The organism is Acinetobacter sp. WCHAc060006 (assembly GCF_004209135.1).
Classification (GTDB): Bacteria; Pseudomonadota; Gammaproteobacteria; order Pseudomonadales; family Moraxellaceae; genus Acinetobacter; species Acinetobacter cumulans.
In genome coordinates, this window is sequence record NZ_SGSS01000005.1 from 130,051 (window position 1) to 152,123 (window position 22,073).

Here is a 22,073-nt window from a genome sequence, read left to right on the forward strand (position 1 = left end):
AAAAACAAGCAAAGTTAAAGAGTGAGATAAGTCACAATATTGCTGAAATTTATAGCGTTGAAAGACTCAATAATAATGACATTTACACACTTGGTTCTTGCTGAATCATTTCCTCAAAAAATCACTTGGAATGCACGGGATACTTTTGCGGTACTCATTATTCCTTTAATTTTGCTAAATAGCTTTGTCTTGGATCAATTGTTCGGTGCGTCGGTTCAAGTTGCTTTGGGCGATTCGATTTTTCGTGGCATTTTATTTATAGCTGTATGTTGGCTCTATAAGACGATGCTGTATACGCACTGGCAAAAGTATAAACAGGCCTTTTGGCGCTCAAGTCTGTTGGTCATTGCTGGCGCGGTGTTATTGCAAGTGGTGATTTCCTTCACACGCAGTCTGTTGCCAGCGGGCGAGAGCATTGAAAAAGAATCCAGCATTGATCCCAATACGATTGCCTTTTTCAGCTTGCTGATCATCAGCCTTGGGCCGTTATTTACTGCATTGCTGGAAGATATTATTTTCCGCTATACCTTGCTGCAAAAGCTGTTTGTACAGCCGTGGCTGTGGCGTGTGGTTTTAGTCTTGTTTAACTCAATTGTGTTCGGGTTAATTCATTATCATAATTTTGATGGCAATCTGATTGCGACAATAAGCTTTATGATGGCAGGCTTGTTTCTAAACTTAATCTATCTTTGGACGCGTAATATTTGGCATGTATTACTGATCCATTTTATGAATAATGCAGTATTATCCTTGGGCGGGGTGATTGTATTTAAAATGCTACAAGCTTTTGGTTCTATTTAAAATTTATGGAGAAAGCTGTGTTGAGCTTATTTATGGTGATGTTGGGTGGCCGTCATGCACGTGCAAATACAGAAGTACATGATGTGGTTTTTGCTATCGGCAATCAATTTGAAGACTGCTATCCACAGCTACGCGAAGCATGGTTTGGCGAACAAAAGGGTCTACATATTGATGCATGGATGAAAGTCAGTGGTGTGATGTCAGAAGGCATACCGTATCAACTTCAATTGACTAATGCTGCGCCACATGCGACTTCACTTAAGCTTTGGTTGATTAACTTGGGTGGTTATGATGCAGCAGAATTTGGTGAGCTACACCGCTATGTATTGGTGCCAGCGATCACTGAGACCGAAGCGAAGCAACAGGGTAAACAGTATTTTGCAGCCCATTGGCAAAAACAGCATACGGACCGTGTGTTAGAGGTAGACGATTGTATTAAGGTGGACTGCATACACGGGCGTTATATCGAGTTAATGAAAGCTGATTTTGCCTCGCAAGAGTGGGAGAATTGCTATATCCAGCTAAATTGAGTCTAAGCTTAGACCTGTAATATAGCGTACTGAATAGGCTTGTCACATCAGGTATTTATTTTTGTGAAGATATGCAGTATTTTGCTGAATAGACTGTTCAGCGACTGATTAATCCGCATAATAGGGACAGGATTTTTCAAATCAATTATGCAAAGGATAGGCATAAATGGATTTAATACAAGCCAATGGACAGCCCCATTATGGGCGCTTTAGTTCTTTGCCAAATCAAATTGATATTCAGCGTTATGAATATCGAACCCCGTATGGAAAAGTGTTAAACGGGTGGCGTAAGCAACTTAAATATAAGAAATTTAAATTTTGTAGCATTCAACATCAACATTATACAATTGGTCTGGCTATCGCCGATATTGGTTGGGCGGGGCATGCTTTTGTGTATGTATATGATCATATACATAATGAAGTGATGGATTGGAATGCGATCAATATCTTGTCAATGCAAACCAAAGTTGATGAGCAACCGCTATTTAATCAAAGTCATTTTATAAAATCTGAAATGCAAGTGGATATTGAACATGCCAATGGTGTGCGCTACATCCGTGTAAGTAAATATGGTGAATTGCAATTAAGCGCACGTATTTTTTGTGCAGGGACAGATCCACTTAGCTTATGTACGCCTACAGGTATTAATGGCTGGACTTATACACAAAAACTCACCACTTTAGGCTGTGAAGGTTTTTTTAAAAATAAGCGTGGGCAAATGGTACAGTTTAATGATCGTACCTTTGCCTCATTAGACGATACGTGCGGATTTTTAAGACCAGAAACAGCATGGTTTTGGTTGTCATGTAATTTTTGGGATACTGAGAAAAATCGTATTGGTCTGAATTTAGCTTCAGGTGTCAATGAAAGCTTTGGCAATGAAAACTGTTTGTGGGTCAATGGAGTACTGTACGAACTCAGCGATATTTTATTTGAGCAACAGTCAGATGACCTATGGCATATCCGCTCTTTAGATGGTGCTTTAGATTTAACGGTACATACCAGTTGGCGACGTTATGAAAACCTCAATCTACGTTTGGTGGGGAGCCAGTTTAGTCAGTGGCAGGCCAAAATCAGCGGATCAATTCGGCATAAAGATCAAGAGGTGATTTTGCTCAATGAATATGGCTTGTTAGAGCGCCATTATGCCAAATGGTAATAGGCTGTATTAAATATTTAAGCCTGCACAAAAAAGCCGTATCGCGAGCATGATACGGCTTTAACTTTTGATCCTAGATCGTGTGATTGCTATTTAGCAGCTTGCCAAAAAGCTTCAGCAGCTTGAATAGGATCTTGAGTTTCTTCAAAGGTCTTAAGCCATAAATTGTAGTTATCGACGATAGGATGTTGGCTTGGGTGAAAATCTTTCTTAAACCAATCACGATAAGGCTTGCTCATTCGCGTTAATGTGCCTTTTTTGCCAAAGAACCAAGGTAAACCTTTGGCATTTAATTTCAGACGTTCAGTGAAGCTGAAGCCGTCATGTTTTAACATCACATTGGCGCGGTAAAGTGTAAAACCTGTCATTAAGGCACTGGTCCAGACTAAGGTAAACTTACGCAAGCCTTCATCGACATTTGCCACATCTTTCATCACATCAAATGCGACATCACGGTGTTCCATTTCTTCAATCGCATGCCAAATAAACAAGGCTCGAACATAAGGATGTGCTTCTTGTAGGACTTCCTTTCGGCTACAAAAAGTTTCTGCCATGAGCGCTGTCAAATGCTCCGCAGAAGCAGTCATTGCAATATTGTATTCGGCAGAGCGCTGGCTCAATTCAAACTTAAAAATTTTATTTAAGCGTTTAATGAAAGCATCAACAGGCATGCCTTGCTGTTTCATCAGCTGGTTCATTTTGTCATGTGCCATGCCATGCTGTGCTTCTTGACGGATAAAATCAGCCACACGGAGTTTTAAGTCTTCGTCTTGAATTTGATCGCGGAACAAACGCACGGATTCAATAAAATAACGCTCACCGTCTGGAAAGGTTAGGCTAAGCGCATCAAACATTCGGGTGAGGAAGGGGTCGCCACCAAACCAAAAACGTGGAATTTCCTCGAGTTTAAAATTTAATTTTGTGCGTACTACTGGATGCACTTGGACTATCGCATTCATATTTTTTTACTGTTATAGCCTTTGATGATTGCAGTATGTCGAATAAAAAGCACAAAGTTTTGACAGTACTTGCCAATTTTTATACATTTAACGCCAAAGTGAAAATTTAGAATGTCAAAAAGACAGAATAAAAATAGAGCGTGATGTCATGAATGAATTACACATACCAAATGGTTATTATCAGTTGTGGAATATGTATTTGCTCAAACGCGGGCTAGATTATCATTGCTTACAAAGCATCACGCCGTATGTATCACAGATAGATCATTTATTAAGCCTGCCGATTGATTCTCAGTCACCATACACTTTTTTTAATTTGGTCATGCAGGAAACACAGCAGGAACTAAACTGCCCAAATTTAGTTTTTGAAATGGCGGAGCTCATACGGCCTGAGCATTTTGGGGTGTTGGGCTATATGGCAACCCGTTCTAATAGCGTGGCAGAAGCCTTGCAATACATTATGAAATTTAGTCGCTTGGTGATTGACGGTGCAGAAGTGACACCCATGCAATTGTCTTCGATAGGAGATGAATTTTATTTAACTTGGCCTCTGCATGACGCTAAATACGCTTTGGTCAACGAGCTGACCACGGCCTGTATGGCACATTTGGCCAAGCAAATATTTCCAAGCTCTTTGGTGCTAAAATGTATGAAATTTGCGCATGCACAGCAAATGGCTCGTTTTCATTATGAAAAATTCTTTGCCTGTAAAATTGAATTTGAACACCCTCGGTATGCCTTTGTATTAAACACGGCCAGTTTGGATCTAAAGTCAGAACTTGCCGATCCCTCACTGATGCAATTACTGCTGAAGCAGGCTGAAGAAGCAATAGCCTCTAAACCTAAGCTAGAAAATATTGTGCAACAGTTACATCAACATATTGCGCAGCATTTAAAACAATATGCACAAGCGCCCAAAATAGAACAGATGGCCGATGAGCTATATACCTCAGTACGGACCTTGCAACGCCATCTTGCCGAGGAAGAGAGTTCATTTAAAAAAGTGTTGGAAATAGAGCGTTTGAAGCGTATTGAACAACTGCTGTTACAGCCCTTAAGCTTATTGGATATTGCTTTACAGTTGGGTTATTCAGACCAGTCTGCATTGGCACGTGCTTATAAAAGTTATACAGGCCAAACCTTGTTACAACGCCGTAAAGCATTAAAGTTAGAGGCTGATGAGTAATAAAAAGCGGCCTTTAAAGACCGCTGAAAATATTTTTTAAAGTTTTATGATGTTTGGGTTTTGGCATCTTTAAGTCGAGGATAACGACAGATGATTGCCACAATGGCAAATATAGCCAATATCCAGCAGTAGTAAATTGAGCTGATTAACTCAATCGGTGAAATTTTTACAATAGAGCAGGCAAGGAGTAATTGAGCGCCGTATGGAATAAGACCTTGTACAACACAAGAGAAAATATCCATTAAGGCAGCAGCGCGTTTGGGGTCTACGCCGTACTCTTTGGCAACTTCACGCGCCATATCTCCCGAAAGAATAATGGCAACAGTATTATTAGCCACAAAGAAGTTAGAAAAAACCACCAAGAAGCTAATCCCAATTTCGCCCGCGCGTTGTCGTCCGACTTTGAGTAAACGGGTCATACTGTAAATGCGCTGAATGAGCCACTCCAGACCACCTTCACGCTGCATAATGGCAGATAAACCACCCAAGAACATAGAAAGCAAAGCCACTTCAAACATGCCAATAAAACCATCATAAATGGCATTATTGAAAGCCAAAAAGTTAAAATCTGATTTTAATAACAGCCCCATCACGCCCGATAAAATCACGCCAATACTTAATACAGCCAATACATGCAAACGACTAAAAGCCAAAATAAATACGGCGACATACGGAAGCATTAACCAAGGATTATAGGCTTTCACGCTAATGGTTTGAACGCCACCACTTAAGAGCATATAAATGATTAGGCTGACAATAGATGCAGGAACAGCAATCCAAACATTGACACGGAATTTGTCACGCAACTGTACATTTTGGCTACTGGTTGCTGCAATCGTTGTGTCCGAAATCATCGATAAATTGTCACCAAACATGGCGCCACCAACCACGGCACCAATTGCGTAAACGATAGGAATGTCAGTTGCATGGGTAAAACCAAATGCAATTGGTGCACAGGCAGCAATCGTGCCCATAGATGTGCCCATCGCTGTAGCAATAAATGCTGAAATCACAAACAGCATAGGTAAGATGAAGCTTGGTGGAATAATAGATAAACCAAATTGTACTGAGGCTTCTACACTGCCAATGCTACTGCTGACGCTTGCAAAAGCTCCTGCCAACATAAACACCATAAACATCAAAATTAAGTTGGGGTGGCTGGCACCTTTTAAAAATTCATCAATACTGGCATTGAGTTTGCCTCGGTAGAGTAAAATGGCCACCAAAATTGCTGGAAGTGCAGCAACTGGCGCTTTGATTTGATAAAAAGCAAACTCAGTACCAATGAGCGTGTGGTAAATACCACTTCCTAAAAATACGGCTAAAAAAACAATAAGAGGAAGCAGTGCAATGGCACGGGCCTGCACTTTTCCTGAGGAGAGGGTGGTCATAGGAGATAAAAAAAATAAACAATGCAACTAGTATAGAGCAGGTTTTGCAATTTCAGAAAATTTAAATGTAAATGCTAAGCCTGTTATTTATATCGTTTTTTTAGCAATAAAATTAAGTTTATCTAAAATCATAAGATTTTTTAATTTCCTAAAATTAGGCATCTTTGATCATTGTGAAAAAAAACGAAATAACCGTAAATGATGCTTTCAGGCTTTTCTGGATATTTGCGCGAAAGTTAGAAATGCAAGCATAACGTTTGCCACCCTATTCAAGGGGTGAAAAATAGCGTTACAATGCGGAGTCTTGTATTTCTGCAAAGCCAAAACAGTTTTGAACCATTCAAGGAAAGTATATCTCTATGTCACGTCTAGCTGCACGATTCGGAGCGCTTAAATCTCAACAGCGCAAAGCTTTGGTTTCTTATGTTATGGCAGGTGATCCTCATCCGCATGTAACTGTACCGTTGCTTCATCAAATGGTCGATGCCGGCGTAGATGTGATTGAATTGGGACTTCCTTTTTCTGACCCTATGGCAGATGGCCCTGTTATCGCTTTAGCTGCAGAGCGCGCTTTAGCAGGTGGCACAAATACGCTTGATGCACTCAACATGGTCAAAGAATTCCGTCAAAATGATACAGAAACACCTGTAGTTTTGATGGGCTACTTAAATCCAGTTGAAGTGATTGGCTATGAAAAATTTGTGGCTTATGCACATGACTGTGGTGTGGACGGTATTCTTTTGGTCGATTTGCCGCCAGAAGAAGCAAAAGATTTGGACGAAGTATTGAAAAAATACGATATGGATCAAATTTTCTTGCTTGCACCAACTTCAACTGATGAGCGTATTCAGCACGTGGTAAAACAAGCCAGTGGCTTTGTTTACTATGTATCGTTGAAAGGGGTAACAGGTGCTGCAACTTTAGATGTGTCTGAAGCTGCAAACCGTATTCAGAAAATCAAAGCTGCCACTGATGTACCAGTGGGTGTTGGTTTCGGTATTAGTGATGCGACCTCTGCGAAAGCCATGGGTGCAGTAGCTGATGCTGTGATTGTCGGTAGTGCTTTTGTAAAGCAATTTGCCAGCTTAGCGCCAGAACAAGCCGTAATTGCAACGGTGAATAAAGTGAAGGAGCTTCGAGCAGCGCTCGATGAGTTAGTATGAGTCAAGACCTCAAAACAGGGAAAACGTTAAGCCCGGCTACGCCGTGGACAGATCGTGGTGTACCTGGCATTCATGTGCCAGATGAGCAACAGACATTAAAAGCGACTTTTACTGAGCCAACGATCGAATGTCCTGAGTGTCATGCCTTAGTAACACGTACTGCAATGTCATTTAATGCTTATGTTTGTCCGCAATGTGATGAACATCTGCGCATGAAAGCACGTGATCGTTTGAACTGGTTTTTTGATCAAGTACAAGCAGAATTAGGCCAAGAATTTGCGGCAAAAGACCCACTTGGTTTTGTAGACAGTAAGCCATATCCAGAGCGTATGGCAGAAGCTCAGAAAAAAACTGGCGAAACAGAAGCGTTGGTTGTCATGCAAGGTTTACTTAAAGGTATTCCATTGTTGGCATGTGCTTTTGAATTCGACTTTATGGGCGGTTCAATGGGTACAGTGGTTGGTGATCGTTTTGTGCAAGCGGCAGAACGTGCTATTGAGTTGAATCAACCCTTAGTCTGCTTCGCGGCTTCTGGCGGTGCGCGTATGCAAGAAGGCATGTTGTCGCTTATGCAAATGGCGCGTACCTCTGCAGCCATCCAAAAAATGAAAGATGCTGGTTTGCCATACTTAGTGGTATTAACACATCCAGTTTACGGTGGTGTAACTGCATCTTTAGCGATGCTCGGCGATGTTCACTTGGCTGAACCAAAAGCCATGATTGGCTTTGCTGGTAAGCGCGTGATTGAGCAAACAGTCCGTGAAAAATTGGAAGAACCGTTCCAACGTGCAGAATACTTGCTTGATCATGGTGTAATCGATCAAATTGTTCACCGTCACGCATTACGTGATACAGTTTACCGTATTGTCGCGAAACTGATGAATTTGCCTTGAACACACCAGCACCTCTTGCAACAGATTCTTTAAACACATGGCTCGATTATTGGGGCCATGTTCATGTTACAGGGATTGATTTAGGCCTAGAGCGGGTCATTCCTGTAGCTGAGTATTTGGGTGTTACCCGCCCCAATGCAAAAGTATTAACCGTTGCAGGAACCAACGGTAAAGGCTCAACAACGACAACTCTAGCGGCCATTTTAAATGCGCAAGGGTATAAAGTTGGTCTTTACCAATCCCCCCATATTTATCGTTTTAATGAACGCGTTAAGCTTCAAGGCAAAGAGGTTGATGATCAGTCCCTGATTGATGCTTTTGTTGCCGTCGATCAAGCACGTCGTGCCTGTGATTTAACTTTATCTTTTTTTGAAGCGACGACACTGGCCGCTTTTGTTATTTTTAAAGCACAGGCCTGTGATGTATGGGTACTTGAGGTCGGCTTAGGCGGTCGTCTTGATGTCGTTAATGTCATTGAACCTGATGTTGCTGTTATTACCAACATTGGCCTAGATCATACTGATTGGCTAGGCGATACGATTGAAAAAATTGCATTTGAAAAAGCAGGCATTATTCGTCCAAATATTCCAGTAATTTTTGGTGGCCAACAACAACTCCCACAAGCCATTCAAGATAAAGCCGAGCACTGTCAAGCGTCGCTATATGCAGTGAATCGTGATTATTTCTATCAAGATAATTTAGATGGTCAAACGTGGTCTTTTGCTTCCGCAGGTACCACTTTAAATTTACCTGTAGGTCGTTTGGCCTTAGAAAATATTTCAACTGCGGTGGCTGCAGTTTTGTTAAGTGGTTTAAATGTCACTCAAGAAGCTTTGGCCACGGGCATACAAAATGCGCAATTACAGGGACGATTTGAAGTTCGTGAAATTGCAGGTAAAACTGTCATTTTTGATGCGGGACATAATCCACACGGCGTTGAATTTTTGTTAAATCAATTGCGAAAATTCATGCAATACAATAAACAGTACACTGAAGTCATCAGTGTTTTTTCAATGTTAGCGGATAAAGATATAAAATCTGTCGCTAACCTATTGAAAAACTCTGTTTTAATGTGGAAGATTGCACCATTAACTGTAGCTCGTGCAGCAGACATCGAACAGCTAGACGATGCGTTGCAGGGATTAGATGTACAGCATTTCGACAGCATAAAAACAGCTTTTCAATCAGCGCTGGATGAAACAAAAAATAATCAGCTGATTATGGTATGTGGTTCTTTTCATACCTTGGAAGCGGTCTGGGAGTATTTGGAAGAATGTCAATGAATAACAAACAACGCTGGATGGGTGGCGCTGTTTTATTAGGGGGCGGCGTATTGCTGGCTGCTCTACTGCTAAAAGGGCAGGACGAAATACATCAAAATCGTAACGTTGCACCTGAAACTGCTAGCGCTGAACAAAATAAAACCAGCAATGATGCGGGCTTAACCGTCGATGTTGCGACAGAAAAGCGTCTGCTAGAAGAGCAAAAACGAGCACGTGAAAAATCAGTTGCAGAGCAAGAAGCACGCGCGGCTGAATTTTTAGCAATGCAACAACAGGCCGAAGCTGATGCGGCGCGTAAAGCTGCAGAAGAATATGCAGCTTTAAATGCACGTCGCACAGCACAACAAAGCTCAGATAATATTCCACCTGAGTTGGTTGAAGATGATCAAGCTAAACAAAAGCGTTTAGCTGAGGAAAAGTTGGCAGCGCAAAAAAAGCTAGATCAGCAGAAGTCACAACAGCAGGCTGATCAAGCCAAAGCAACTGCGACCCAAAAAGCTACTGAAGAAAAGCGCCAAGCTGCTGAAAAGCACAAAGCAGAAACTGCGAAAAAAGAAGCTGAAGCTAAACGTAAAGCCGAAGCAGAGAAGAAAGAAGCCGAAGCTAAGCATAAAGCTGATGCAGAAAAGAAAGAGGCTGATGCAAAGCGTAAGGCTGATGCTGAGAAAAAAGAAGCTGAAGCCAAGCGTAAAGAAGCAGAGGCAAAGAAAAAGGCTGAAGCTGAAAAAGCCCGTGATTTGCTGGAAAATGGCGATAAGCAATGGATGGTACAAGTGGCTTTGGCTGCCAATGAAGCCAATGCGGATGCTCTTGTGGCAAAACTGAAAGCTAAAGGTTTTAAAGTGACTAAAAGTCCAACCTCTAAGGGTGTGCGGATTATGGTTGGCCCAGCCAAAGACCGTGATTCAGCTGATGCTGCACGTAAAAAAATTACTTCTGATGCCAGCTTGGGCATGAAGTCTGCTTGGGTGATTGAGTGGGTGCCACTCGACAAACGTTAAGCTTTACATTGACTGTCTTCGGCCCATTGAATCGGCCAAATCACAGGAAATGACCCACAAATTTAAGATGGATTCGCGAGTTGCTCACGAATCCATTTTATGTTTTTAGTACTAAATAAATTCTCAATATTGATCCAAATGGGGTGGAAGCCAAAACCACCATGTTTCATTTCTGCTAAGGCATCTGCTTCGGACCATCCTTCAAAAATAATCCGATACATTGCAATGCTCGCACCTGTGCGATCCGAACCGTGATAGCAATGAATCAGTACATTTTGATGCTGTGCTTGAGCAGCTTGTAGTTGCTTCATCACTTGAAGTAAGTCATTTCTAGAAATTGACCATGTATGAATAGGAATATGCACCAATGCTAAATTTTTCTGTGCAAAAGGCTGTGTATCTGCATCGCGCGCTCTTAAATTAATGATGGTGTGAATTTGTTTGCGTTGAAGCGTAGGGATGAGCGCATTAGACGGTTGTTCACTACGATACAGCCAAGGGCTGACTTGATATAAATTTATCTTCCGATCAATGACAGTTGCCCATTGTTTTGGGCGCTGTTGTTCAGTCCAGCTAGGGGAACTCATGCATCCTGTAACGCTCATTGACAGTGTGAGCATAAGGATTGTACGGCTGTATTTTTTCATACAGTGATATACCTTGCTAACTCAATTGGGTCATGTGCACAAATGAGTTCAATACTGTTTTCATGTTGCGCAAGGTATTGGATGTTTTTGAGGTTTTGTATGCGTTGTACGTTGTCATGCGCAAATACACGTTCTAATTGATTCAAGGTGTGGAGCTTATGTTGGCCATCGAGTTCAAGGTGTGAGTAGTAAGCATCGCCACAGAAGAATAACCAGCCATCCTTATGGCGAATAGCAATTCCACAATGTCCGGCACTATGCCCTGGCAGTGGAATGAGTAAAATTTCATCTTGAAATAAGTTGAAACCCTGTACGCGATTTAAATTAAACCAAGCTTCACCATTTAATGGCTCAATAAAATTCCAATAGCGATGTTGCTTAAATTGCTGTGGTTTATAGCGTGCGCGATTTTTAAAGTCTTTTAAATTTTGCGTGGCATTGTATTCACTCGAAAGCACATGAACGGTTGCAGCAGGGAAGTCTGAAATACCACCAGCATGGTCAAAATCTAAATGAGATACCAAGATATGTTTTACATCGCTGGGTTTAAAGCCCAACTTTTGCACTTGTGCGATGGCAGAGCGTTCTAAATTTGTTTCAATACGCCCAATGTGTGTGGTTATACGACCGAGTCGTTGCTTTGGATGTAAATAATCTTGAATACCTAAGCCTGTATCGACCAAAACAAGGCCTTGGTCTGTTTCCAGTAATAGGCAATGGCAGACCACATGCGCTAATAGGCTGGACTGGCCAAAAAGTGGGCCGCAGACTGGGCACATTGTGCCACAGTGTAAATGATGAATATTATGGATCATGGCGATTTTATATTTAGATTATGCTGATTTATTGATGCTGATTTTACACATAAGCCAGCCACTTAGGCGTAGTTGTTGTGCAAACTTAATCAATCTCTAAATATAAAAAAAGCCCATCCGAAGATAGGCTGTTGATTCTAGCGCTACATGGCTCGTAAAAATGTAAAGCTATAGTTGGGAATATAAATTGTGGTTGGTTTACATTTACTCTGGTTGTGGAGTTAAACGTAAATAAGGGGTTACTGCTTTATAGCCTTTAGGGAAACGTTGCTTGATTTCTGCTTCATCTTTTAATGACGGTACAATCACCACATCTTCACCATGTTGCCAGTTTGCAGGTGTTGCTACTTTATGCTTGTCAGTCAATTGTAATGAGTCGACAACACGTAAAATCTCATGGAAATTACGACCTGTAGATGCAGGATAAGTAATAATTAAGCGGACTTTTTTATTTGGATCGATAATCACCAATGAGCGTACAGTTAATGTCTCGCTGGCATTTGGATGAATGAAATCATATAGCGTTGAGACCTTACGGTCTTGATCGGCAATAATCGGAAAATTCACCGAGGTATTTTGAGTTTCATTAATATCATTAATCCAGCCTTTGTGTGATTCAACATCATCCACCGATAAGGCAATAGCTTTTACACCACGTTTGTTAAATTCATCTTTTAACTTTGCCGTAAAACCTAACTCAGTTGTACATACGGGCGTGTAATCTGCTGGGTGTGAAAAAAGAATCCCCCAGCTATCCCCAAGAAAATTATAAAAATTAATCTGACCTTCGCTTGAATCTTGTGTGAAGTCAGGAGCGATATCGCCTAAACGTAAACTCATGGTTGTGCCTCGAATGATTATTTATATTGGTGTCTGAGAACGATTATGAGCGATTTTTTTTATAATGAAAAATAGTGTTTTTTTATTTCTTTATGAAATTAAAAGATAAAGAATACATGCTGTATTTGGTCTATTTGAATAAATCTCTGTATACACGTACTTTTTAGCCTGTTTAAAATTTGTTACATTAGCAAATCTAAGCTTTATTGGGCCACATTAGGTTCATAGAAATTTTATGAGGTTTTTGTGCAAAGCCCTTGTACTTCAAATTTCTAGCACCATAATAACGACTAAGAAAACTTATTCATTTGACAAGCAAGATTTAGAGAGTCTATTCATGTTGGCAAGTCTGATCGGAGGAATCTTCGGTACCAAAAATGAGCGTGAACTCAAACGCATGCGCAAGATCGTAGAAAAAGTTAACGCGCTCGAGCCGACGATATCAGCCCTTAGCGATGCGGACTTATCTGCAAAAACTGAAGAATTCAAACAACGTTATAAAAATGGTGAAAGCCTAGATAAATTAATGCCAGAAGCATTTGCAGTTTGTCGTGAAGCGGCAAAGCGTGTAATGGGCATGCGTCACTATGATGTACAGATAATCGGTGGTATTACCCTTCATGAGGGTAAAATTGCTGAAATGCGTACGGGTGAGGGTAAAACACTCATGGGTACGCTTGCTTGTTATCTGAATGCTTTAAGTGGTGAAGGCGTTCACGTGATTACAGTGAACGATTATTTAGCACAACGTGATGCTGAGTTAAACCGTCCATTATTTGAGTTTTTAGGCTTAAGTATTGGCATTATTTACTCAATGCAAGACCCTACAGAAAAGGGTTTGGCATATCGTGCAGATATTACTTACGGTACAAACAACGAATTTGGTTTCGACTATCTTCGTGACAATATGGTGTTCTCATTCCCAGAGAAAAAACAACGTGGCTTAACTTATGCCATTATCGATGAGGTCGATTCGATCTTAATCGATGAGGCGCGTACGCCATTAATTATCTCTGGTCAAAGTGAAGATTCTTCGCAGCTGTATGCCGCGATTAACAGCATTCCACCGAAGTTACATGCGCAAAAAGAAGAAAAGGTCGCAGATGGTGGTCACTTCTGGATTGATGAAAAGCAACGTACTGTCGAAATGACAGAAGTTGGTTATGAAACAGTTGAGCAAGAATTAATTCAAATGGGCTTATTGGCCGAAGGTGAAAGTCTATATTCATCTGCGAATTTGAACTTGGTTCATCATGTATCGGCGGCTATCCGTGCGCATTATTTATATCAACGAAATGTGCAATATATTATTCATGATGGTGAAATTATCATTGTGGATGAAAACACAGGTCGTACAATGCCTGGTCGCCGTTGGTCAGAAGGTTTGCACCAAGCCGTTGAAGCCAAAGAAGGCTTGGAAATCCAACCAGAAAACCAAACCTTGGCAACCACAACTTTCCAAAACTATTTCCGTCTGTATAAAAAACTTTCAGGTATGACCGGTACTGCAGATACCGAAGCTGCCGAAATGAAAGAAATTTATGGCCTAGACGTAGTGCTTATTCCAACGCATCGTCCTATGGTGCGTAAAGATGAAAACGATTTAATTTATTTAAATCGTAACGGTAAATACAGCGCGATTATTCAAGAAATTCAACGAATTCATGAAGCAGGCGTAGCGCCAATTTTGATTGGTACCGCAACAATTGAAGCCTCTGAAATTTTATCTGACAAACTGCGTGAAGCAGGTATTGCCCATGAAGTACTGAATGCAAAACAGCATGAGCGTGAAGCAGATATTATTGCGCAAGCAGGCTCACCACGTGCAGTAACGATTGCAACCAACATGGCAGGTCGTGGTACAGACATTCTGTTGGGAGGGAACTGGAAAGCTTTACTTGCAAAAATTGAAGAGCCAACTGCTGAAGATGAAAAACGCTTAAAAGGCGAGTGGGAAGCAAACCATGATGCTGTTTTAGCATCTGGTGGTTTACACATTATTGGTTCAGAGCGTCATGAATCACGCCGTATTGATAACCAGCTCCGTGGTCGTGCTGGACGTCAAGGTGACCCAGGTGTGTCGCGTTTCTATCTATCCCTTGAAGATGACCTTATGCGTATTTTCGCAGGTGATCGTGTAGTGGGGATGATGCGTGCAATGGGCTTGAAAGAAGATGAAGCCATTGAACATAAAATGGTGTCACGTTCGATTGAAAATGCACAGCGCAAAGTAGAAGCACGTAACTTTGACATTCGTAAAAACTTATTGAAATACGATGATGTAAATAACGAACAACGTAAAATTATTTATACTCAACGTGATGAAGTTTTAACTGAAGCATCATTAGAAGAAAACATCGAAGGGATGATTTCTGATGTGATGAAAGGTGTGATTGAAATTTATGTACCACCTGAATCAATTCACGATCAGTGGGACATTCAAGGCCTTGAAAGCGCATTGCGTGAAGACCTTGGTATCGATTTGCCAATTACCCAATGGCTTGAAGATGATCGTCGTTTAGACGAAGAAGGCTTAGCGCGACGTATTACCGACGAAGTTTTGTCACGTTATAAAACACGTCGTGCGCAAATGGGTGAAGAATCTGCAGCGATGTTGGAGCGTCATTTTGTGTTAAATGCTTTAGACCGTCACTGGAAAGAGCATTTGGCTGCCATGGACTACTTGCGTCAAGGTATTCATTTACGTGGTTATGCACAAAAGAACCCTGAGCAAGAATACAAAAAAGAAGCCTTTAACTTATTTGTAAACATGCTAGCGGTAATTAAATCTGATGTTGTGATAGATCTATCTCGCGTACATGTTCCAACTGCAGAAGAACTTGCAGAAATGGAAGCTCAAAAGCAAGCACAAGCTGAAGCAATGCAATTGAATCTATCTCATGCTGAGTTTGATAGCTTATTGGATGATGGTGTAAGCACTGATGTCGTAGATGCGCAATTCACACCTGTTGGTGATGAGGTTGTAGCACCAGAAAGCCGCAATTCACCTTGTCCATGTGGCTCAGGTCTAAAATACAAACAGTGTCACGGTAAAATTTAAGTGATACATAAAATAATCAGAACCTACGGGTTCTGATTATTTTTGTAGTATAGATTTAGAGTTGATGAATAGTGTTTGCAGCCTAAGCCATTAGATGGTATTTAGTTGCACAGTCCCTTAAGAAATTGTGGAACAGACAATGAAAAAATTATTACAGCCTCTCATGATTGCTATTTTGGCAGTTCCAGCATTTGCGTATGCAGATTCAGTTCAAACGACAACGCCTGCAAAAGTTCAACAAGCACTTGGCGCGACAACGGCAGAAGTACAAGTGGGTACAGATGGTAAGGTGACAGTAACTAGCCCACGTACAGGTATTCGTTATACATTCGATAATCCAAATCGTCCAATTGTTATGCAAACAGCAGCTGTAACAGCAGCCAATGCAGCGAACGCTGATCGTATTGTGGCAGAGAATCCTGCACTGTCTTCAGCAAGTCAGCAAAATGCAAAAAAATCATTATTAAATGAAGCAGCACAGCTTGCACGTAATTGATTTTAGATCATTTTAAGAACCAGCCAATCGGCTGGTTTTTTATTGTCTATCACTACAGAATAAAAATAGCCTAAAACTAGGCATCTACTCGATTTTTACTCAATTTTGTTCTAAGCTGTCTTTTTTCATAAATTGAATTAGGCGTTTAAAAATGGCAGTTGGTGACGTATCTATGCCACAGATGCATGTGGTGAAAGGTGTAAAAATTGGTTCAGCTGAAGCGTATGTCCGCTATCAGAACCGACGTGACCTGGTTATTTTTGAATTTGCCGAAGGTTCAAATGTGGCGGGTGTATTTACACAAAATGCATTCTGTGCGGCGCCAGTACATATCTCTAAAGCTCACTTAAAGATGGGAAATCCACGCTACTTGGTAATTAATACCGGTAATGCTAATGCAGGCACAGGCCCAACAGGTATGGCCAATGCAGAAGCAACGTGTGAAAAACTTGCGTCATTGGCGGGTGTTTCAGCAGCAGAGGTTCTGCCTTTTTCTACGGGTGTCATTGGTGAGCAACTGCCAATTGAACGTTTGGTCGAAGGTTTACAGCCTGCGTTAGATAGCTTGGAAGAAGATGCATGGTTAGATGCGGCTACAGGCATTATGACCACAGATACCACGCCTAAAGGTGCTTCTGAGCAGTTCGTATTGGATGGCATCACCTATACCATGACAGGTATTTCTAAAGGTGCTGGCATGATTCGTCCCAATATGGCGACAATGCTAGGCTATGTAGCAACAGATGCACCGATCAGCCGTGAATTGGTACAACAATTATTATCAGAAGCTGTCAATGTATCCTTTAACCGTATTACGGTAGATGGTGATACCTCGACCAATGACTCATGTATTTTTGTAGCAACAGGGCAGGCGGGTGGTCAAGAAATTAGCGCTACAACTGATCCACGTTATACAGCGGTTGCAGATGTGCTTACACGCGTTATGAAACGTCTTGCACAGCTCATTATTCGTGATGGTGAGGGTGCAACTAAATTTATTACGGTTGCTGTCGAAGGTGGTGCCAATACACAAGAATGCTGTGATGTAGCTTATAGCATTGCGCATTCACCATTAGTGAAAACAGCAATCTTTGCCTCAGATCCAAACTGGGGGCGTATTTTGGCAGCCATTGGTTATGCAGGCGTACCAAACTTAAATGTTGAAAATATTCAAGTTTGGTTGGGCGATGTTCAGATTTGTAAAGATGGCGGTGCAGCTGCAGATTACACAGAAGAAGCTGGTGCCACTGAAATGCAAAAAACAGAAATTACCATCCGTGTTGATTTAGGCCGTGGTGATGCGAAGGACACGGTATATACCTGCGATCTGTCGTATGACTATGTGAAGATCAACGCAGATTATCGTTCTTAAAATAGTGATTTTAAAAAGCCTCCATTGGAGGCTTTTTTATAAAGCTAAGTTTTTAATGACTGGTCAAAAAGCACATACAGCCATTTGAACAGCCATATAGGTGAGCTCATTGTTAAATGAGCATTATGGATAGAGTAGACCTTATGATGAATGATGCGACAAATTTAATTGCCAACGAAGCAAAATCGATTGTGCAAGCGCATTTAGACCGTTTGGGTGAGCCAAAAGAACACGTACTGTCAGAGCAAGCCAAATTAGCAAAGTTCGAGCAGATTAAAGAGGCGCTTAAAAAGCGTGATGCTGTACTGGTGGCACATTATTATTGCGATCCTGAAGTACAGGAACTTGCAGAGCTTACGGGTGGTTGTGTTTCTGACTCATTAGAAATGGCGCGTTTTGGACGTGATCATGAGGCATCTACCTTGGTTGTGGCTGGTGTTAAATTTATGGGGGAAACTGCAAAAATTCTTTCGCCAGAAAAAACCGTGCTCATGCCAACACTGGAAGCTACTTGCTCCCTCGATTTGGGTTGCCCTGTAGATGAGTTTAGCCAATTCTGCGATGCACACCCCGATCATACGGTAGTGGTATATGCCAACACCTCGGCTACTGTTAAAGCGCGTGCTGACTGGGTGGTGACTTCAAGCTGTGCCGTAGAAATTATTGAACATCTAGACAGTCTGGGTGAGAAAATCATTTGGGCACCAGATCAGCATTTAGGGCGCTATATTCAAAAGAAAACAGGCGCAGAAATGTTGCTGTGGGATGGTGCATGTATTGTGCATGAAGAGTTCCGCTCGCGTGGCATAGCAAAAATGAAAGCACTCTATCCAAATGCCGCAGTTTTAGTACATCCAGAGTCACCAGAATCGGTTGTAGATATTGCTGATGCTGTAGGAAGTACTTCACAATTGATTAAAGCGGCGCAAACATTGCCAAATGAACAATTAATTGTGGCAACAGATCGCGGTATCTTCTACAAAATGCAACAAGCAGTCCCAAATAAGACCTTAATTGAAGCACCAACGGCTGGAGAGGGGGCGACTTGTCGCTCTTGTGCACATTGTCCATGGATGGCAATGAACGAATTAGATGGTATTTTGCAAGTTTTAGAAAAAAATGATCAAGAAATATTCGTCGATGCTGCTTTGGCTGAACGCGCGAAATTACCCCTTGATCGAATGTTGAACTTTAGTGCATCACTAAAACGCTAAAAATGCTTAAAAAATATCAATTATGCTTGATAAATAAACGCTTGAAGCATTTTTTGGTATTTTTTTGAAGATAGGTGTTGACGTCTTCGGGCGTCAAGCCTAGAATGCACACCGTACCGAACGATACATCGAAAGATAAGTTGAACGGTTCGAAAGCTGAGATGAATCGGAGCATAGCACAGCCTGGTAGTGCACCTGGTTTGGGACCAGGGGGTCGTAGGTTCGAATCCTACTGCTCCGACCAATTCCTCAAGGCAAATGATGTTTACATCAGTTAAGCGCTTGTAGCTCAGTTGGATAGAGCATCCGCCTTCTAAGCGGATGGTCACAGGTTCGAATCCTGTCAGGCGCGCCATTTGGTCGCTTGATGTATTAAGAACCAAATGTTGTAATGGTGGATGTAGCTCAGTTGGTAGAGCCCTGGATTGTGATTCCAGTTGTCGCGGGTTCGAATCCCGTCATTCACCCCAACTCTAGTAGTTGAAATCGGAGCATAGCACAGCCTGGTAGTGCACCTGGTTTGGGACCAGGGGGTCGTAGGTTCGAATCCTACTGCTCCGACCACTTTTAAAATAAGTGGTCGAGATAAAGATGCCGCGTTAAGCGGTTTTTTTTATGCCTAAAATTTAGTGAATTTTAGTGAAATAAAAAGCCTCAATATTTTGAGGCTTTTTTTGTTTCAGGCTTATGGAATAATAATGACATTTACGCGACGGTTTTTGGCACGATTTTCTTCACTGTCATTGCTTGCAATCGGTTGATCTGAGCCACGACCAATAATTTGCAAATTTTGTGGCTTAAAGCCCTCTGCAAAAAATACATCCGCAACACTTTGGGCTCTTTTTTGAGAGAGTTGATAATTATAGTTGGCCTGACCAACATTATCCGTATGACCAGTGAATTTGAGCTTTTCTAAATCATATTTTTGTAATTGATGTGAGAGCTCGGTCAGTTTTTCTTTTTGATGATTTTGAATACGGTAATCATCAAAATTAAATAAGAGGCGTTCAGGAAGCGCAAGAGTCCAGCCTTCATCATTTAATACAAAACCTTCTTTTTTTAACATGCGGGCTTGTTTGTAATTTAGGTGACCTAAATTCATGCAGGCGGTAAGGGTTGTGCTAAAAATAATTATGAGTAGGGCGCTGAAAATTTTTTTGTACATATTTAGGCCTGTTTACTTTTGGATTGAAGGGAGATATGCCATTTCTCAGCAAAATTTTTTGCATCGTACATGGCTTGATCTGCGTCGCTGATTAAATCTTCTGGTGATTTAGAGAGTTGGGTGAGCGCAACGCCAATACTGGCATCTAAAAATATATGCTGTTGCTCGAACATATAGGTTGCTGTGTAGCAAGCATGTATTTTTTGGCAAAGTTGTTGTATTTCATCACTGTCTATAATGTCTGGGATAATGACAGCAAATTCATCGCCACCAAGTCGAGAGAAAAAAGCATTTTCTGGCAAAACTTTACGTACACAATATGATGAAGCGCGAAGCACAGCATCGCCTGCTAAATGGCCAAATTGATCATTCACCTGTTTAAAGTCATTTAAATCTATAAACAGTACGGCTGCATTGCGCACACTATTATCTTCATAATATTGAAAGAGTGTTTCATAAAAAAAATGCCGATTTGGAAGTTGTGTGAGTGGATCGTGTCGAGATTGGTGTAATAGTTTATTATTTTCAGACATTAAACTTTGATTGGATTGCTCTATTTCACAGAGTAAACCATTAAATGCCGTGCTGAGGGCTTGCAGTTCTTGAATGTCAGAATTTGAAACACGCATGGTATAATTCTTTTTAAGACTAATGGTTTGCGATGATTCCACAATGTCACGAATGGAATGCATAAGGTATTGATAGACAGAGCTGACAGACCAAAAAACAGCAGCCAATAAAATTAAAAAACCAAGAAATAGCCCGAGCAGTATTTTGTGAAAGAAACTCACCAAGTCTGCAGAGTTTCCGTACACCAATAATTGGCCATAAGTTTTGTTGTTGTGTCGAATAGGGAGGGTAATGGGGTCGCGATAAAACAGCAGGTCAAGTAAGTTTTGGCTTGACCAAGCGCTAATCGGTTGCTGCTCTGTATGCGCTAAAATTTTTTTTTGCGTAGAAAATATATCAATAGAACGAATCGGGTATTGCTGAGTGTACTCTTGTAAAATTTGCCCCATTGTACTTTGGTCTTGAAAGACCACAGCGGGTTGGACGCGCTCATTAATGGCATTTGATAAAATGCTTAAACTATTTTTGGCATAGGCATTCATGGTGTAAGTAGAAATTGCCAGTAAAATAGCTGAGCAAATACCAAAAGTTAAAATAAAAATAGTCAGCTGAGAGCGTGTAAACAGCTGATGTAATGTAATTGGATTATACAGTTGTTTCATGGGTTTGACTCCGCTGGTTTTGCGAGCATTAATACCCGCGGGTCAATATGAATTTTGGATTGCGTTAAGCTTTCCATATTAACTTTAAATGCATAGCTTTGATTTTTCTTATAAAGACAAAAAGCACTACCCGTTTCACAGTTTAAATTATTACTACTAATCGAGAGGGCTGGGTAGTTTACTGCTGTATTTAAAATATTTTGCTCTTCTTTGTCACTGAGATTGCTAAAAAATAATACTGTGCAATTGGATGAGCGTAATTCTGAGCTGTGTTTATTGCTCACTTTATATGGGCTATCGGCTGGTAGGTTGTTTTTCAGCTGTTGCGCAAAGGGGTTATTGTTGACCACACAAATTTCAGGCGTGTTTGTAGGCCACTTGGCGTAGCTTAAAATGGCTAAAGATGTGTGGTAGATATCTGATACAGGTGCGGAATATAGTGAGCTACTCAATAAAAGACCGCAGATCAAAAATCCTGTTTTATTTCTGCTAAAAACCATATTGTGTATATTTTTGAGAGTTTATATAAATGGCGATTTATTCTTAAACAAATAAAAAACTGTGTAATACGTCTAATAATAATACAGAAAATGCTAAATGTGTTTAAAAAGAAGACACCTGGTAGGATTTTTTAAAAATAAATGGAAAAAAATAAAAAATAGGGTTGCAACGTATGTGAAATGCTGTAGAATGCACATCCATCGGCGGTGATGAAGATTAAAACTTCTGATAAAACAAGGACTTGATTGAAAAGATTAAGTTTGGTTTTAGAAAGAAAGTTTAAAATAATTTGAATTACTTGTTGACACTAAATAAATTTAGTGTAATATAGCCGACCTAGCTTGCTGGTGACGAACCAACAAGA

At 40.9% G+C, this 22,073-nt stretch carries 20 protein-coding genes and 4 tRNA genes; 16 read left to right on the forward strand and 8 right to left on the reverse strand.

Going from position 1 to position 22,073, the window contains the following annotated elements; translation table 11 throughout:
• The first annotated feature begins 75 nt into the window (after window positions 1-75).
• From EXE29_RS04900 to EXE29_RS04910, 3 genes are all read left to right on the forward strand, one after another.
• Window positions 76-801, forward strand: a complete 726-nt coding sequence (locus EXE29_RS04900) for a CPBP family intramembrane glutamic endopeptidase (protein WP_120364042.1) — start codon at window positions 76-78, stop codon at window positions 799-801.
• 17 nt (window positions 802-818) lie between these two features.
• Window positions 819-1,331, forward strand: a complete 513-nt coding sequence (locus EXE29_RS04905; RefSeq protein WP_106986275.1) for a DUF1543 domain-containing protein — start codon at window positions 819-821, stop codon at window positions 1,329-1,331.
• A gap of 166 nt (window positions 1,332-1,497) precedes the next feature.
• The gene (locus EXE29_RS04910; protein WP_120364043.1) at window positions 1,498-2,490 is read left to right on the forward strand and encodes a DUF2804 domain-containing protein; all 993 of its coding nucleotides are present in this window, start codon (window positions 1,498-1,500) and stop codon (window positions 2,488-2,490) included.
• An 89-nt stretch (window positions 2,491-2,579) separates the two neighbouring features.
• Here EXE29_RS04910 and EXE29_RS04915 read toward each other — a convergent pair whose 3' ends face one another.
• A complete protein-coding gene (locus EXE29_RS04915; protein ID WP_120364044.1) occupies window positions 2,580-3,449 on the reverse strand; it encodes a metal-dependent hydrolase in 870 nt (289 codons plus the stop codon).
• A 148-nt stretch (window positions 3,450-3,597) separates the two neighbouring features.
• Here EXE29_RS04915 and EXE29_RS04920 point away from each other — a divergent pair, with 148 nt between their 5' ends.
• A complete protein-coding gene (locus EXE29_RS04920) occupies window positions 3,598-4,635 on the forward strand; it encodes an AraC family transcriptional regulator (RefSeq protein ID WP_120364045.1) in 1,038 nt (345 codons plus the stop codon).
• Window positions 4,636-4,679: 44 nt separating this feature from the next.
• Here the strand turns inward: EXE29_RS04920 and EXE29_RS04925 are convergent, their stop codons facing one another.
• The gene (locus tag EXE29_RS04925; protein ID WP_120364046.1) at window positions 4,680-6,026 is read right to left on the reverse strand and encodes a Na+/H+ antiporter NhaC family protein; all 1,347 of its coding nucleotides are present in this window, start codon (window positions 6,024-6,026) and stop codon (window positions 4,680-4,682) included.
• 359 nt (window positions 6,027-6,385) lie between these two features.
• Between EXE29_RS04925 and trpA the strand changes: the two genes are divergently transcribed.
• The 4 genes from trpA to EXE29_RS04945 are packed head-to-tail and all read left to right on the forward strand — an operon-like array spanning window position 6,386 to window position 10,366.
• Entirely contained in the window at window positions 6,386-7,189 is an 804-nt protein-coding gene (gene trpA, locus EXE29_RS04930) for a tryptophan synthase subunit alpha (RefSeq protein ID WP_106986253.1), read from the forward strand.
• Window positions 7,186-8,082 carry an acetyl-CoA carboxylase, carboxyltransferase subunit beta gene (accD, locus tag EXE29_RS04935; RefSeq protein ID WP_106986252.1) on the forward strand — a complete coding sequence of 299 codons (897 nt, stop codon included), beginning with the start codon at window positions 7,186-7,188 and terminating at the stop codon, window positions 8,080-8,082. The genes trpA and accD overlap by 4 nt, the downstream gene beginning before the upstream one ends.
• A complete protein-coding gene (folC, locus tag EXE29_RS04940) occupies window positions 8,079-9,365 on the forward strand; it encodes a bifunctional tetrahydrofolate synthase/dihydrofolate synthase (RefSeq protein ID WP_120364047.1) in 1,287 nt (428 codons plus the stop codon). Before accD ends, folC begins: the two co-directional genes overlap by 4 nt.
• A complete protein-coding gene (locus EXE29_RS04945; RefSeq protein WP_120364048.1) occupies window positions 9,362-10,366 on the forward strand; it encodes an SPOR domain-containing protein in 1,005 nt (334 codons plus the stop codon). Before folC ends, EXE29_RS04945 begins: the two co-directional genes overlap by 4 nt.
• A 62-nt stretch (window positions 10,367-10,428) precedes the next feature.
• On the opposite strand, the gene EXE29_RS04950 is transcribed toward EXE29_RS04945, so the two are convergent.
• The 3 genes from EXE29_RS04950 to EXE29_RS04960 all read right to left on the reverse strand — a co-directional run bounded on the left by EXE29_RS04950 (window position 10,429) and on the right by EXE29_RS04960 (window position 12,668).
• Window positions 10,429-11,013, reverse strand: a complete 585-nt coding sequence (locus EXE29_RS04950) for a dual specificity protein phosphatase family protein (RefSeq protein WP_120364049.1) — start codon at window positions 11,011-11,013, stop codon at window positions 10,429-10,431.
• Complete coding sequence (locus EXE29_RS04955) at window positions 11,010-11,828, reverse strand: MBL fold metallo-hydrolase (protein ID WP_120364050.1); 819 nt, start codon at window positions 11,826-11,828, stop codon at window positions 11,010-11,012. Before EXE29_RS04955 ends, EXE29_RS04950 begins: the two co-directional genes overlap by 4 nt.
• A 204-nt stretch (window positions 11,829-12,032) precedes the next feature.
• Window positions 12,033-12,668, reverse strand: a complete 636-nt coding sequence (locus tag EXE29_RS04960; protein WP_120364051.1) for a peroxiredoxin — start codon at window positions 12,666-12,668, stop codon at window positions 12,033-12,035.
• 337 nt (window positions 12,669-13,005) lie between these two features.
• On the opposite strand from EXE29_RS04960, the gene secA reads away from it, so the two are divergent.
• From secA to EXE29_RS05000, 8 genes are all read left to right on the forward strand, one after another.
• Window positions 13,006-15,729, forward strand: coding sequence for a preprotein translocase subunit SecA (gene secA, locus EXE29_RS04965; RefSeq protein ID WP_120364052.1), 2,724 nt, complete (start codon window positions 13,006-13,008; stop codon window positions 15,727-15,729).
• Between the two features lie 139 nt (window positions 15,730-15,868).
• The gene (locus tag EXE29_RS04970) at window positions 15,869-16,225 is read left to right on the forward strand and encodes a hypothetical protein (protein ID WP_106986245.1); all 357 of its coding nucleotides are present in this window, start codon (window positions 15,869-15,871) and stop codon (window positions 16,223-16,225) included.
• A 151-nt stretch (window positions 16,226-16,376) separates the two neighbouring features.
• Window positions 16,377-17,597 (forward strand): bifunctional glutamate N-acetyltransferase/amino-acid acetyltransferase ArgJ, encoded by a 1,221-nt coding sequence (gene argJ / locus EXE29_RS04975; protein WP_120364053.1) that lies wholly within the window; start codon window positions 16,377-16,379, stop codon window positions 17,595-17,597.
• Between the two features lie 146 nt (window positions 17,598-17,743).
• On the forward strand, window positions 17,744-18,811 hold the full coding sequence (gene nadA / locus EXE29_RS04980) for a quinolinate synthase NadA (RefSeq protein ID WP_120364060.1): 1,068 nt from the start codon (window positions 17,744-17,746) through the stop codon (window positions 18,809-18,811).
• Between the two features lie 167 nt (window positions 18,812-18,978).
• Window positions 18,979-19,055 (forward strand) — tRNA-Pro (locus EXE29_RS04985).
• A 34-nt stretch (window positions 19,056-19,089) separates the two neighbouring features.
• Window positions 19,090-19,166: transfer RNA gene (locus tag EXE29_RS04990), tRNA-Arg, on the forward strand.
• 39 nt (window positions 19,167-19,205) lie between these two features.
• Window positions 19,206-19,281, forward strand: a tRNA-His gene (locus tag EXE29_RS04995).
• Window positions 19,282-19,298: 17 nt separating this feature from the next.
• Window positions 19,299-19,375, forward strand: a tRNA-Pro gene (locus tag EXE29_RS05000).
• Window positions 19,376-19,496: 121 nt separating this feature from the next.
• On the opposite strand, the gene yfiB is transcribed toward EXE29_RS05000, so the two are convergent.
• From yfiB to yfiR, 3 genes are read right to left on the reverse strand one after another with little or no spacing between them, the layout of a single operon-like run.
• Window positions 19,497-19,976, reverse strand: coding sequence for an outer membrane lipoprotein YfiB (gene yfiB / locus EXE29_RS05005; RefSeq protein ID WP_120364054.1), 480 nt, complete (start codon window positions 19,974-19,976; stop codon window positions 19,497-19,499).
• Between the two features lie 2 nt (window positions 19,977-19,978).
• Window positions 19,979-21,208, reverse strand: a complete 1,230-nt coding sequence (gene dgcN, locus EXE29_RS05010; RefSeq protein ID WP_117007231.1) for a diguanylate cyclase DgcN/YfiN — start codon at window positions 21,206-21,208, stop codon at window positions 19,979-19,981.
• Window positions 21,205-21,660 (reverse strand): regulatory sequestration protein YfiR, encoded by a 456-nt coding sequence (gene yfiR, locus EXE29_RS05015; protein ID WP_228198711.1) that lies wholly within the window; start codon window positions 21,658-21,660, stop codon window positions 21,205-21,207. Before yfiR ends, dgcN begins: the two co-directional genes overlap by 4 nt.
• Between the last annotated feature and the right edge of the window lie 413 nt (window positions 21,661-22,073).

Coding starts and splice junctions, on each gene's coding strand:
- EXE29_RS04915 (WP_120364044.1), bottom strand. CDS start 3,449: ATGAATGCGATAGTCCAAGTGCATCCAGTAGTACGCACAAAATTAAAT.
- EXE29_RS04970 (WP_106986245.1), top strand. CDS start 15,869: ATGAAAAAATTATTACAGCCTCTCATGATTGCTATTTTGGCAGTTCCA.
- argJ (WP_120364053.1), top strand. CDS start 16,377: ATGGCAGTTGGTGACGTATCTATGCCACAGATGCATGTGGTGAAAGGT.
- yfiB (WP_120364054.1), bottom strand. CDS start 19,976: ATGTACAAAAAAATTTTCAGCGCCCTACTCATAATTATTTTTAGCACA.
- dgcN (WP_117007231.1), bottom strand. CDS start 21,208: ATGAAACAACTGTATAATCCAATTACATTACATCAGCTGTTTACACGC.
- nadA (WP_120364060.1), top strand. CDS start 17,744: ATGAATGATGCGACAAATTTAATTGCCAACGAAGCAAAATCGATTGTG.
- EXE29_RS04910 (WP_120364043.1), top strand. CDS start 1,498: ATGGATTTAATACAAGCCAATGGACAGCCCCATTATGGGCGCTTTAGT.
- secA (WP_120364052.1), top strand. CDS start 13,006: ATGTTGGCAAGTCTGATCGGAGGAATCTTCGGTACCAAAAATGAGCGT.
- trpA (WP_106986253.1), top strand. CDS start 6,386: ATGTCACGTCTAGCTGCACGATTCGGAGCGCTTAAATCTCAACAGCGC.
- accD (WP_106986252.1), top strand. CDS start 7,186: ATGAGTCAAGACCTCAAAACAGGGAAAACGTTAAGCCCGGCTACGCCG.
- EXE29_RS04900 (WP_120364042.1), top strand. CDS start 76: ATGACATTTACACACTTGGTTCTTGCTGAATCATTTCCTCAAAAAATC.
- EXE29_RS04955 (WP_120364050.1), bottom strand. CDS start 11,828: ATGATCCATAATATTCATCATTTACACTGTGGCACAATGTGCCCAGTC.
- EXE29_RS04960 (WP_120364051.1), bottom strand. CDS start 12,668: ATGAGTTTACGTTTAGGCGATATCGCTCCTGACTTCACACAAGATTCA.
- EXE29_RS04920 (WP_120364045.1), top strand. CDS start 3,598: ATGAATGAATTACACATACCAAATGGTTATTATCAGTTGTGGAATATG.
- EXE29_RS04950 (WP_120364049.1), bottom strand. CDS start 11,013: ATGAAAAAATACAGCCGTACAATCCTTATGCTCACACTGTCAATGAGC.
- EXE29_RS04925 (WP_120364046.1), bottom strand. CDS start 6,026: ATGACCACCCTCTCCTCAGGAAAAGTGCAGGCCCGTGCCATTGCACTG.
- EXE29_RS04945 (WP_120364048.1), top strand. CDS start 9,362: ATGAATAACAAACAACGCTGGATGGGTGGCGCTGTTTTATTAGGGGGC.